The organism is Massilia sp. Leaf139 (genome assembly GCF_001424165.1).
Taxonomy (GTDB): Bacteria; Pseudomonadota; Gammaproteobacteria; order Burkholderiales; family Burkholderiaceae_D; genus Telluria.
Genome location: NZ_LMOJ01000022.1, coordinates 571,543 through 583,303, shown reverse-complemented (window position 1 = coordinate 583,303; position 11,761 = coordinate 571,543). Strand labels below are relative to the sequence as shown.

Annotated in this window: 10 protein-coding genes; 8 read left to right on the top strand and 2 right to left on the bottom strand. The window is 69.8% G+C overall.

The window, feature by feature from the left end; all coding sequences use genetic code 11:
* Positions 1-16 precede the first annotated feature (16 nt).
* Positions 17-3,220, bottom strand: a complete 3,204-nt coding sequence (locus tag ASF77_RS14015; RefSeq protein ID WP_229445445.1) for a penicillin-binding transpeptidase domain-containing protein — start codon at positions 3,218-3,220, stop codon at positions 17-19.
* Between the two features lie 226 nt (positions 3,221-3,446).
* Between ASF77_RS14015 and ASF77_RS14010 the strand changes: the two genes are divergently transcribed.
* From ASF77_RS14010 to ASF77_RS13985, 6 genes are all read left to right on the top strand, one after another.
* Positions 3,447-3,683, top strand: a complete 237-nt coding sequence (locus tag ASF77_RS14010) for a hypothetical protein (protein WP_056340265.1) — start codon at positions 3,447-3,449, stop codon at positions 3,681-3,683.
* A gap of 219 nt (positions 3,684-3,902) precedes the next feature.
* On the top strand, positions 3,903-4,475 hold the full coding sequence (locus tag ASF77_RS14005; protein WP_056340260.1) for a YXWGXW repeat-containing protein: 573 nt from the start codon (positions 3,903-3,905) through the stop codon (positions 4,473-4,475).
* 112 nt (positions 4,476-4,587) lie between these two features.
* Positions 4,588-5,274, top strand: coding sequence for a ribonuclease HI family protein (locus ASF77_RS14000; protein ID WP_056340257.1), 687 nt, complete (start codon positions 4,588-4,590; stop codon positions 5,272-5,274).
* Entirely contained in the window at positions 5,255-5,917 is a 663-nt protein-coding gene (locus ASF77_RS13995) for an HD domain-containing protein (RefSeq protein WP_056340255.1), read from the top strand. The genes ASF77_RS14000 and ASF77_RS13995 overlap by 20 nt, the downstream gene beginning before the upstream one ends.
* A gap of 198 nt (positions 5,918-6,115) precedes the next feature.
* Positions 6,116-6,970, top strand: a complete 855-nt coding sequence (gene pepA, locus ASF77_RS13990) for a flocculation-associated PEP-CTERM protein PepA (protein ID WP_082493768.1) — start codon at positions 6,116-6,118, stop codon at positions 6,968-6,970.
* Between the two features lie 75 nt (positions 6,971-7,045).
* The gene (locus ASF77_RS13985) at positions 7,046-7,882 is read left to right on the top strand and encodes an EamA family transporter (protein ID WP_056340247.1); all 837 of its coding nucleotides are present in this window, start codon (positions 7,046-7,048) and stop codon (positions 7,880-7,882) included.
* A 7-nt stretch (positions 7,883-7,889) separates the two neighbouring features.
* On the opposite strand, the gene ASF77_RS13980 is transcribed toward ASF77_RS13985, so the two are convergent.
* Positions 7,890-10,088, bottom strand: coding sequence for a TonB-dependent siderophore receptor (locus ASF77_RS13980; RefSeq protein ID WP_082493783.1), 2,199 nt, complete (start codon positions 10,086-10,088; stop codon positions 7,890-7,892).
* 254 nt (positions 10,089-10,342) lie between these two features.
* Between ASF77_RS13980 and asd the strand changes: the two genes are divergently transcribed.
* Complete coding sequence (gene asd, locus ASF77_RS13975; protein WP_056340243.1) at positions 10,343-11,194, top strand: archaetidylserine decarboxylase; 852 nt, start codon at positions 10,343-10,345, stop codon at positions 11,192-11,194.
* Positions 11,195-11,211: 17 nt separating this feature from the next.
* The gene (locus ASF77_RS13970; protein ID WP_056340240.1) at positions 11,212-11,694 is read left to right on the top strand and encodes a GNAT family N-acetyltransferase; all 483 of its coding nucleotides are present in this window, start codon (positions 11,212-11,214) and stop codon (positions 11,692-11,694) included.
* Positions 11,695-11,761 lie beyond the last annotated feature (67 nt).

Sequence of the window (11,761 nt, the reverse complement as noted above, 5' to 3'; positions counted from 1 at the left end):
GGCGCGCTGGAGAGGCTCAGTCCCCTCTCTGTTCGGCCTTTTGGGCCAGGCTGCGCAGCAGCGCCGCCACCACCGGCGCCGCGTGTTCGCCGCCGGTCGCGCCCGAGCGGCTCACAAACACGGCAAAGGCGAGGCGCCGGCTCTGGCCGGGAAGGCTGCTTGGCTCCAGCCAGCCGGTGAACCAGACGGTCGCCCCTCCGTCCTCGCCCGTCGGCGCGGTGCCGGTCTTGCCGTGCAGGCCGGCGCGGAGCCGATCGAACTCCGGGCCGCGGAATACGCTGGCCGCCGTGCCGTGGGTGACGACGCCGTGCAGGCCGGCGCGGATGCGGTCGAGGCGCACGCCCAGCGGCGCGCCCGGCTGGGCGTGGGCGTCGCGTCCGTCGAGCGCCAGCAGCAGGCGCGGCGCGATCGCCCTGCCCTCGCCCACCGCGCCGGCCGCCAGCGCCATGTGCAGGGGCGTGGCCTGCATGCGCAGGCCGATCGCCATCTGGCGCAGTTCATGGCGCGTGCCGACCGGGTCGAAGCCGGCGACGCCCGCCTGCAGCGCGTCCCAGTGGCGCCACTCGTAGTCAGGCGGCAGCAGGCCGCCGTCGAGCTTCAGCGGCCGCTCGAAGCCGAGGCGGCGCGCCATGTCGGCAATCGGGCGTACCCCGAGCAGGGCCGTGTCGTCCAGGGCGCGCAGGCTGGGCACGCCGCCCTGGGCCTGGCCGAGCAGGCTGGCGTCCGATAGTTCGGCGCTCCAGGCGAACCAGGTATTGAGGCTGTAGGCCAGCGCTTCGGACAGGCCCAGGCGGCCGTCCTGGGCGCGGCGGTCGAGCCTTCCTTCGCGGAAGTTGGTGATGCGCGCGCCGCCGCCCGCATGCGGGTACGAGGGCGCATCGGTACGGAAGGCGAAGCCGCGCGCCGCGGCCAGGGCGTCCATCCCGGCCAGCGGCATGCCGCCAAGCAGCGCCTCCAGGCGCGGATCGCGCTGGGCCGCCAGCTCCAGGCCGAGCGCGCTGACGATCTTGAAGGTCGAGCCGGGACTGCGCTCGGCGCCGCCGTCGTGCTGCAGCGCTGCCTGGCGCAAGGGGCTGCGCGCCGGATCGACCCGGTCGAAGTCGCGCAGCTCGCTCCACTCGGCCTGCGACGCCGCATTGTCCGCATTCGCGCTGGCGGCGGCCAGGATGTCGCCGTTGCCGGTGTCGAGCAGCACCAGGCCCGCCTGGCGACCGCCTGGCGCCGCCGCGCCGCCCTGGCAGCGCGCGCCATCCCAGGTACCGCGGCGCATGCCGACGCAATCGAGCACGGCGTCGGCCAGCTGCTGCAGCCCGAGGTCGAGCGTGAGCGTGGCCGCATGCGGGCGTCCGCTCGGCGACGGCAGGCGTGCCAGCATGCCGGCCACGCTGCCCGCATGATCCGGATTCAGGCCGAGCAGCGTGGCCAGGCCGGCCGCGCGCGCGGCCGTGCCGGCGCTGCCGGCTTCCCACAGCGGCGCGCCATGGCGGTCGGCCAGGCGCACCGGAACCGGCGGCGCCGGCACGGCGCGCTGCGGCCGGGGCAGCGCCTGCCAGGCCAGGCGTCCATCCTTCACGCGCAGGTGGCGATAGGCCGCGTCGCCATTGCCGCTCATGGCGGCCAGGTCGAGCGGCGCCACGCTGATGACGACTTCGCGCGCGCCGCGCTGGGGCGCCAGCACCAGTTCGCGCACATCGTCGCGCTGGCGGCAGGCGCGCCCGCCGCAGGCGGGATGGGTGGCCAGCGGCGCCGCGCCGGCGATGGCGCCGACCCGCCCCGCCACCATCAACTCGATGCGTTCGTCGCCGCTGGCGGGGCGCGCCAGGCTCAGGACGAGCCGCGCCGTCGCTGCGCCGTCCGGCCACTCGGCCACGCGCCGCCACGGCGCCCAACCCTGCGGCAGGCGGTCGAACAGGCGCGCCGCGCCGAGCGGCATGGCCTCGGCCGTGGCCGCTGCGGCCGGGCCGGCATAGGCCTGCCAGGAAGCGGCATCAGCGCCCGGACGCAGGCGCCAGGCCAGCAGGCGCCGTTCGCCGTTGAAGACGCGCACTTGCTCGCGCACGAAGGCGCCGTCGGCGCGGCCGTGCAGGCGCGCCAGCAGGCGCAGTCCGGCCTCGTCGAGCACGACCTTGTTCCAGGCGTGCAGGTCGCCCGTGCGCTGGGACGGATCGGCGGCGCGCCACTGGGCCAGGTCGCGCGGCGCCAGCCGGATCATGCCGTCCGCGCCGAGGCGCAGCATGCCGCGCGCCAGCAGGCTGTCGAACAGGGCGCCGTCCTCCAGCGCGGCGGGCGCCGCCGCCGGGACGCGGTAGTCGCCCGGCGCCAGCCGCAGCTCAAGCGCCGCGCCGCGCTCGGGGTAGGCGCCGACGATGGCGCTCGTTGCTGCGCCTGGTGCCGCATCCGGCGCCGCGTCGTGGCGCGTCAGCACCAGTTCGCCGGCCTGCGGGCAGGCGGCGCTGGCGCGGCGCGCGACACGCAGCGCGGCCGCTTCGCCCCATACCAGCCAGCCCGCGCCGCCCAGCGCGACCGCACCGCGTTCGCCGCGTGCGATGGCGCCGGCGCTGGCGTCGCCGATCCAGCGCGCCGCCTGTCCATGCCAGGCCAGCTGCAGCGGTGCGCCGAGCCGGCCGCCGATGTCGACCCGCGGCATCGGCGCGCCGCTCAGCACAAGGTTCCTCAGCGTGACCGGATTCGCGGCGAATTCGTTGCGCGCAGCCCAGCCCGCGATTTCCGAAAACGGGTAGCCGATGCGCAGCGGCGCCAGGCGCCCGCCGCTGCCGGCCAGCGCCTGGCTGCACAGGTCGATCACGACCGGCCGCGCGGCGCGCATGCGCGCCAGCACCAGCAGGGCGCCGCCCGGCTGGGCCGTCAGCGTGACGCCCGCCTGCGCCGGCACGCTGAAGGCGATGCCGGGCAGCGCCGGCTGCAGGGAGGCCAGCGAACGCACCGGGCCGGATCCGGCATCGGCGCGGCTGCCGGCCGCCGCGCCGAGCGCACGCGCGTGGAAGGCGATCAGCAGCGCGCCGCCGGCGGCCAGGCAGAGCGCGCACAGCACCACCCAGACGCGCAACGAGAGGTCGAGCGAAAAACGCGGCAACGCGGGCGCGCCGGCCGCAGGCCGCGGTTTGGCCGCGCGCAGGTTGCGCGCGCGGCGCCAGTCCCTGTGGCTTCCAGCCAATCCCGCAGCCCATCCGGCCACCACCGTGGCGAACATTCCTCCCATCTTCCCTCCGTGTCGGCCGACCCTGGCCGCTTCTGGGCAAGCCTAGCGGGGGGAAGCGAAAAGCGCGCCGTTAGCGCCGGGTTCGGCGACGTTGACGGCAGCGCATCGGTCGCGCTTTTGTGCAGGCCATCCCGCTTTTCATGCGACTCGTCGCAATCCGGTGGTGTTCGAAAGAGGGCGTGGCTAGAGTGGACACATCGAAACCCCACCCGCAAGGAGACAGACCGTGAACATCGCCAAGCACATGGAAGCCGTTTTCGTCGTTGCCCTCGCCGCCGCCGCGTCGGCCAGCTTCCTCAGCGGCCCGCTGCCGCAAGCGCAGGCCAAGGCCCGCCCGGCCGCCATCCTCGATTCGAGCATCGCCACCGAAACGAAAATGGCCGTCGTCGTCGTGAAAGGCAAGCGTCCCGCCGCCGAACAGCCGACCGTGCTGGCCGCCCGCGGCACCGGGAGCCGGATTTGAGCGTCCCTGCGCGCCGGGCCGCTTCTTGACGGGCGCCCGGCTCGTTCCCTGACACCCTCCCGCCCCGCCCTTCCCGCTCAGTCCTTCCTGCCCTTCCGCCCCGCCTGTTGCAGCCGAGCTGCAGCAATCTGTTTCAGTTGTAAGCAGGTGCGTCAAACGCCCCATTTCGATCAGCCGGTTGATATATTGAATCATCCGCTTTTGGAGATGGAGAACGACATGAAATCCAGCCTGACCCTTGCCACCCTGATCGCCATCGGCGCCGCTGCTTATGCACCGCTGCCGTCGACGGCGCAGAACGTCGAACTCTACATCGGCTCGGCCCCGCCGGCCCCGATGTACGAACGCGCCCCCGCCGTGCGCCGCGGCTACGTCTGGTCGCCAGGGTACTGGGACTGGCGCGGTCACCGCCACTACTGGGTGCCGGGCACCTATATCGCCGAGCGCCCCGGCTATATCTACGCGCCTCCCGCCTGGCACCAGCGCGGCGGCCGCTGGTACATGCAGCAGGGCGGATGGTCGCCGCGCGGTGGCGAGCGCTACTACGGCGGCGGCTACGGCGGGCGCGACGGCTACCGCGACGGCTACCATCGCGACCGCGACCGCGACGGCATGCCCGACCGTTACGAGCGCCGTTCCTATGGCCGCGACACGGATCGCGACGGCGTGCCGAACCGCTACGACCGCGACCTCGACAACGACGGCGTCTCGAACCGCCGCGACCGCGACCGCGATGGCGACGGCCGTCCGAATCACTACGACAGCCGTCCGGACAACCCCTACCGCCGCTGATCGGCGGCAGTACCTGGAAAGCGCCCCGCGGGGCGCTTTTTTTCATGGCGCGGCCCGTCGCCGCGCCGGGGCCTGCCATGCCGGCCGCATCGAAACCGGTTATGCTGGCGCCATGACCGAACTCGACTGCTTACAAGGCGCCGCCAACCGCGGCGAACTGGCCGCCAGCCGCAAGCTTGCCGTGCGCACCGGACTGTCGCCCGAAGACGCGCTGCGCGCCACGCTGACGGCGTCCGCCGGCGCGGCCGGCCTGGCCGCCCTGCTCGACGCGCGCGCCGCCTTGCGCGCCGGGGAGACGGCGCGCGCGCTGGCCAGGCAGGCGGCGCGCACGGCCGCCGCGGCGCGCCGCCGTGTCCGCCACGAGGGCGCGCCCACTGCATGGCGCGCCTGGTTCGACGGTTCGGCCCGCCCCAATCCGGGCCACTGCGGCATCGGCGCCCGCCTGCTCGGGCCGGATGGCCAGCTGGTCGAGCTCTCGCGGCCAGCCGGTTATGGCAACAGCAGCGAAGCGGAATACCTGGCCCTGATCGCCGTGCTCGAGGCCGCGCTCGCGCAGGACGCGCGCGAACTGACGGTGTATGGCGACAGCCGCGTCGTCATCGACGACGTCGCCGCGCCGCCGCAGGCCGGTGCGCCCAGCCTGCAGCCTTACCGCGCCCGCGTGCATGCGCTGCTGGCGCGGCTGCCGGGCGCCGCCCTGCGCTGGGTGCCGCGCCACAAGAACCGCGAGGCCGACGCGCTGTCGCAGCGCGCCAGCCTGTCCCCCTGCATGGAGCCCGATGCTTCCCTCGTCGCCTGAATTGAACGGCTGGCGCGTGCGCCTCGCCACGCTCGCCGCCGCGGCCGCGGGCAGCGACGGCGCCCACGACGCCAGCCATCTGGAGCGCGTCTGGCGCAGCGCCCAGGCCCTGCTCGTCCACCATCCCGAGGCCGACGCCCTGGTCGTGCTGGCCGCCTGCTACCTGCACGACCTGGTCAACCTGCCGAAAGACCATCCAGAGCGCACCCAGGCCTCGCGCCGTTCGGCCCGGCTGGCCCGCACCGAACTAGCGCGGCTGGGCTTTCCGCCCGAGCGCATCGACGCGGTCGCGCACGCGATCGAGGCGCACAGCTTCTCGGCCGCGATTCCACCGGCGACGCTGGAAGCGAAGATCGTCCAGGATGCCGACCGGCTCGACGCCCTCGGCGCCGTCGGCCTGGCGCGCATGTTTCATGTTTCCGGACAGCTAGGACGACCGCTGGCCCATCCGTCCGATCCGCTGGCCGCGAATCGTCCCCTCGACGACGGCGCCTGGACGCTCGACCACATCGCCGTCAAGCTGGCGCGGCTACCCGGCATGATGCAGCTCGAGGCGGGGCGCGCGCTGGCCGAGACCCGCCTGGCAGCGCTGCTTACATTCCGCAGCGCGTTTGAGGACGAATGGCTGGGGACGGCGCCCTGACGTGGCTACCGCGTCGCCGTAAGCGATGGCGCTTCACATCTACAATTTACTGTCGGAAATTTTTACAGTTGCCAGTGCGTATCTAAACTGCATTTACGCAACTGTTTGATTTATATCAATTCTTTCCAGCTGGCACGGTTGTTGCTCATCAGTACTCAGTTTCATTACCATTGAATCACTTACTGAAAGAGAACAAGAATGAACTTCATGAAGAAACTTGGCTGCGCAGCAGCAGTCTCCCTCGCCGCCGGCACCGTTCAGGCAGCGCCAGTCATGAACAACTGGACCTTCGACGTCAACGGCAGCGCCGCCGGCGGCGCCATCCCTGTCCGCGAATACCTGGACGTCAACGGGAATGCCTTCATCAACATCACCCGTACGGGCGGTACTTCGTTCTCCTTCACCGAACACGCCGTGTTCAACGTGCGCCAGAATGACAGCAATGGCACTTCGTTCCACGATGTGTTCCCTGGCAACTATATCAGCGCCACCTTCGAAGCGACCGGCACGGGCAACTTCAGCGGCCAGTTCAGCTTCACCGGCGGCAGCATCAAGATGTACCACAACACCGTGAACCAGTACGGCACCGCCGGCAGCTCGACCGAGTACTTCGGCGCCAACACCGGTACGCTGATCGGCACCTTCAGCCTGCTGCCAGGTGGCGGCGGCCGTGTCGATGCATCGGGCGACCCGACCAACAACGGCAACGTGAGCATCTTCGCCAGCGCCGGCAAAGGCACCCTGGCAGCCGGTTACTTCTTCACCGACAAGGGCGTCGACATGTCGACCCTGAACAACACCGCCTACGCCTTCACCAACGCCAACACCATCGGCTCGCCAGCTTCGCTGCTGGTCAACGAAGTGGCGTGCCAGTTTGCCGGCTTCACCGGCAACGGCTGCAACGGCGAAGCCTACACCAACGCACCAGGCGACTACTTCTTCGTCGGCAACAACGGCCAGTTCAAGTTCAACGAAGTGCCGGAGCCGACCTCGGTCGCCCTGTTCGGTATCGCCCTGTTCGGTATCGGCGCCATGCGTCGCCGCGTGAAGTAATCTTCACAAGCCTCGAGCAAGACAATAGCCTGGTTCGCCAGGCTATTTTTTTGCCTGCCTTTCAGCGCTCGCCCCATGCCTGACCACGTCATCGCCGCCGTCCTCGTCGCCGCCCTCCTGCACGCGGGATGGAACACGCTGGTCAAGGCCCATGGCGGCGCCAGCGCCACCATCCTCGTGGCCACCGAAGCCGGGCTGCTGTGCGCTTGCGCCCTGCCTTTCGTGGCCGCACCCGCGCCGGCCAGCTGGCCCTTCATCGGCGCCTCGGCCCTGGCGCAAACGCTGTATTACTTCCTCCTGATCGCGACCTATCGCAGCGGCGAACTCAGTCACGCCTATCCGCTCATGCGCGGCGTGGCGCCGCTGATCGTTGCGCTATGCGGGCATCTGGCAGGCGAGGATCTGAAGACGGGCCAGTGGCTGGCCGTGGGCCTGATCTGCGGCGGCGTGCTGGCCATGTGCGCCGACGCCGCGCGCCATGGCCGGGCAGGCCGCCGCACCACCTTGCTGGCGCTGGCCACGGCCGGCGTGATCGCGCTCTACACGCTGGTTGACGGCGCCGGCGTGCGCCGATCCGGCGCGCCGGCCAGCTATACGATGTGGATTTTCTTGCTGACCGCGCTCAGCGTGCTGGCGCTGGGCTGGCGCGGCCGACGCGCAGACTTGCTGGCGTTCGCGCGCCGCCATCCGGTCAGCGTGTTCGGTGGCGGGCTGTTGAGCGTGGGCTCGTATGGCATCGCGCTGTGGGCGATGACGCGCGCGCCGGTGGCGGCTGTGGCCGCCCTGCGCGAAACCTCGATCCTGTTCGCGACCCTGATCGCGGCGCTGCTGCTGCGCGAACGGGTCGGCCCGGCGCGCCTGCTGGCGGCCGGGCTGATCGCCGGCGGCGCTTGCGCGATGCGCCTGGCCTGAAGCCTGTTTAGAACTTCAGCTCCAGCGTCGCGCGCAGGCTCGGGCCCTGTTCCAGGCGGGCGTTGCGCACCACCAGGCCGCGCCCCGGCTCGAAGAAGCTGCCGCTGTTGATGAAGTCCTGGCCGAGCAGGTTCGACAGCGCGACGCGCAGCTGCTGCTTCGGCGTGAACTTGTAGAGCGCATACGCTTCAAGTTCGCGCCGTGGCGCCAGAAAAGCCGTCTGGCGCTCGGAGATGCGCACCGTCCCGCCTTGCCGGTAAGCGAAGCTGGCGCCGGTGGACAGGGCCGCCAGCTTGTAGTCGATGCCGAAATTGGCCGACAGCGGCGTCTGGCCGTCGAGACGGTTGTCCGGGCCCGGCACGCCGTCGACCTTCGACCAGTTGGCACTGACGCTGGCGCGCAGGTCGATCGCCGGCGCGTCCTTCATCACGGCCTTGAGCGGAAACTTGGTTTCGATTTCCAGGCCGCGCGTGATGGCGCGCCCGGCGTTCATCGGCATCGCCACCCAGCGCGCACCGTCGAAGTCGACCATGTTGCGGATATAGCCGTCGATGCGGCGCATCGAGCCGCTGATCGAGAGCAGCGCACCTTCGGCCCAGTAGCGCTCGTAGGAGGCGTCGAAGCCGAGCGCCAGCTCCGGCTGCAGATCCGGGTTGCCGGCGAAGTCGGGATCGGTCGAGCGGTTGTCGATCGAGGTCTGGCGGCGCGGGATCAGCTGCTGGAAGCTCGGCGCCTTGTAGGTGCGGGTGACGGCGAAGCGCAGCTGGTCGCCCTTCGTGTCCGGAATCTTGAACAGGGTCTGCATCACCGGGCTCCAGACGTTCGAACTGGAACGGCCGGTCTCGAACGTATTGCCGCTGGTGCGGGTGCGGATGCCTTCCCAGCGCGCGCCCAGGTAGACCGACCAGCGCGGCGTCAGGTTCCATTCGTCCTGGGCATACACGGCCAGGCGCGTGACCCGCGATTCCGAGGTCTCGCCGTCGGGCAGCGCAGGCAACAGCAGGCGCCCGGCCTCGGATTCCTCGCGGCTGTCCTCGCGCACCGACCAGCCGGCATCCCAGCCCATGGCCAGCGCGTGATCCTTCATGATGGTCTTGCTGAACTTGCCGACCGTAGTGGTGCCGACTTCCTCGGCTTCCAGGTGCACCAGGTTGTCGACTGCGCGCGGCGCGCCGGCCGGCGTGGTGCGCCGGTTGTCGGTCGTGTTCTGGCCGCCGATTACGCTCGCCTTGACGTCGAGCTTGGCGCCGTCGGCCAGCTTGTGCACCCAGTTCAGTTCCGTGCGCACGACGTCGTTGTCCGAGCGCAGCGCCGCGTCGAGAACCGGGTAAGGCGCCGGCGCGCCCAGGCTGGTGCTGCTCGTTTCGCGGTTGCGGTTGCGGAAGCGCGCCGAGTTGACGAAGCTCTGCGAGGTCAGGGTGTCGCCGTTCTCCAGCGTCCAGTTCAGGCGCGGGGCCAGGTTGAACAGGTTGAAGCGGGCATTCTCGTCCACTTCCGTGCGCCGCACCAGGTTCGGGGTGCCGGCCAGGTCGTAGCCCTCTTCCAGGCTCCTTCCGTCCCGCTCGAACTGTTCGTACATGGCGCTGGCGGCGACCGAGTACGACATCTTGCCGAGTTTGTCGGAAAGCTGCAGGTTGGCCGTCGGGCCGCTGAAGCCGCTGCCGGCGCGCGCGCCGATCTTGAATTCGCGCTGGCCGCTGCGCACGGTTTTCTTGAGCACGATGTTGACGGTGCCGGCCACCGACTGCGTCGAGAACTCGGCGCTTGCCGCGCGCAGCACCTCGATGCGCTCGATCACGTCGGGCGAGAGCGAATCGAGCGTGAAGCCGTTGGGGGCGCGCTCGCCATTGATCAGGATCTGCGTATAGCCGGCGCCCAGGCCGCGCATGCGGATCTCGGCATTGCGCCCGTTCGGGCTGTTGACGGTGATGCCGGGCACCCGCTTGAGCACGTCGGCGACATTGGTATCGCCGTATTTCATGATCTCTTCCTGCCCGACCACGATCTTGGTCGCGGTGTCGTCGCGGCGCGGGTCGTAGCTTTCGGTGGTGCCGCGTACCTCGACCTTCTGCATTTTCTGCTCGGCGGCCGACTCGGTTTTTACCGGCGCGGCTTTCGGGGCGGCGGACGCGGTGTCCTGGGCGGATGCGGGAAAGGCGGCGGCCAGCGCGGCGGCCAGCAGGGTCAAACGGATCGGCGAGAGCATATACATATCGGAATACCAAGTTTATGAGTACGCATTGTCCTTTAGTTCATCCACATTTAGATGCTTCGGAGAATATATTTTCGATATGCATGTATTTTTGGCGCCGCTACTGCCCCAGTGCTACCCGGCTGGCGCGCCCGCTGTGGACGATGCGCTACACTGCACTTGGGCGCGGCCGCTTAAAACAATGATATGCACCGGCACGCCCCTTATTTATAATTCGCCATCATCACAAGTAATAAAGGGCTGCCATCGTGTCCGACCGCTTCAAAGTACTGCCGCAATATGTCCTGCCCAAGCAGGCGCTGACCTCCTTCGCCGGCCGCGTCGCCGGCCATCGCGGAGGCAAGGTGACGACCCGCCTGATCCGCTGGTTCGTCGGCAAGTACGGCGTCAACATGGAAGAGGCGCTCAACTCAGACATCGCCAGCTACCCGAGCTTCAACGAGTTCTTCACCCGTCCCTTGAAGGATGGCGTGCGGCCGCTGGCCAATGCCGATTTCGTCTGCCCGGTGGACGGCGCGATCAGCCAGTTCGGCGCGATCGACGACCACCATATCCTGCAGGCCAAGGGCCACCGCTTCACCACCACCCAGCTGGTCGGCGGCGACGCCACGCTCGGCGCCCTGTTCCAGCATGGCGCCTTCGCCAACCTCTACCTGAGCCCGAAGGATTACCACCGCCTGCACATGCCCTGCGACGGCCGCCTGACGCGCATGATCTACGTGCCGGGAGCCCTGTTCTCGGTGAACCCGACCACGGCGCGCGGCGTGCCCGGCCTGTTCGCGCGCAACGAGCGCGTGGTGTGCGTGTTCGAGTCCGAAGAGTTCGGCACCTTCGTCATGGTGCTGGTCGGCGCGACCATCGTCGGCAGCATGGCCACACCCTGGCACGGCGTGGTCAACCCGCAGCGCACTGGACGCATCTCGGAGTGGACGTATGAAGCGTCGCCGGTGGTGCTGAAAAAAGGCGAAGAGATGGGCCGCTTCCTGCTCGGCTCTACGGTCGTCATGCTGTTCAAGGAAAAGACGATCGCCTTCAATCCGGACTGGGCGCCGGAGCGCAAGGTGCGCCTGGGCGAGATGATGGGCAACCGGCCGGCCTGAGTCCGCCAATCCTCCCGATGCGCATTCGCGCCGTCGCCGCCGGCGAGGAGCTGATGCTGCTGGCCGTGTTCCAGTCCTCGGTGCGTGGCCTGGCCTGCACCTATTATTCGCCCGCACAGATCGACGCCTGGTCGCCGCCGGAGCCCGACGCCGCGTTCCGCCGGCAATGGGTGGAACGCATCCGCGCCAACCGTCCCTGGGTGGCCGAGATCGACGGTCGACTAGCCGGCTTCGCGGACGTCCAGCCCTCGGGCTATATCGATCAGTTCTTCGTCGCGCCGGAATACGCCGGCCAGGGCGTCGGCGCGACGCTGATGCGCCAGCTGCACGCGGTCGCGCGTGGTGCCGGCGCCTCCTCGCTGTTCGCCGATGTGAGCCTGGCCGCCCAGCCGTTCTTCGCACGCTGGGGCTTTGCCGTGGAAAGCGAGGGACTGCCGGTGGTGCGCGGGGTCGCGCTGCGCAACGCGCGCATGCGCAAGGCGCTGGTGGCGAGCGCCTAGCGGGCTGCCCGATATTGTTCCGGCAAGAAATTCGTGGGAAGATGCCCCGATCATTCCTTCGAAAGCC

What these genes read in the sequence shown, in the direction of transcription:
- ASF77_RS14015 (WP_229445445.1), bottom strand. Translation starts at nt 3,220, where the DNA reads ATGGGAGGAATGTTCGCCACGGTGGTGGCCGGATGGGCTGCGGGATTG.
- ASF77_RS14005 (WP_056340260.1), top strand. Translation starts at nt 3,903, where the DNA reads ATGAAATCCAGCCTGACCCTTGCCACCCTGATCGCCATCGGCGCCGCT.
- ASF77_RS14000 (WP_056340257.1), top strand. Translation starts at nt 4,588, where the DNA reads ATGACCGAACTCGACTGCTTACAAGGCGCCGCCAACCGCGGCGAACTG.
- ASF77_RS13995 (WP_056340255.1), top strand. Translation starts at nt 5,255, where the DNA reads ATGCTTCCCTCGTCGCCTGAATTGAACGGCTGGCGCGTGCGCCTCGCC.
- pepA (WP_082493768.1), top strand. Translation starts at nt 6,116, where the DNA reads ATGAACTTCATGAAGAAACTTGGCTGCGCAGCAGCAGTCTCCCTCGCC.
- ASF77_RS13985 (WP_056340247.1), top strand. Translation starts at nt 7,046, where the DNA reads ATGCCTGACCACGTCATCGCCGCCGTCCTCGTCGCCGCCCTCCTGCAC.
- ASF77_RS13980 (WP_082493783.1), bottom strand. Translation starts at nt 10,088, where the DNA reads ATGCTCTCGCCGATCCGTTTGACCCTGCTGGCCGCCGCGCTGGCCGCC.
- ASF77_RS13970 (WP_056340240.1), top strand. Translation starts at nt 11,212, where the DNA reads ATGCGCATTCGCGCCGTCGCCGCCGGCGAGGAGCTGATGCTGCTGGCC.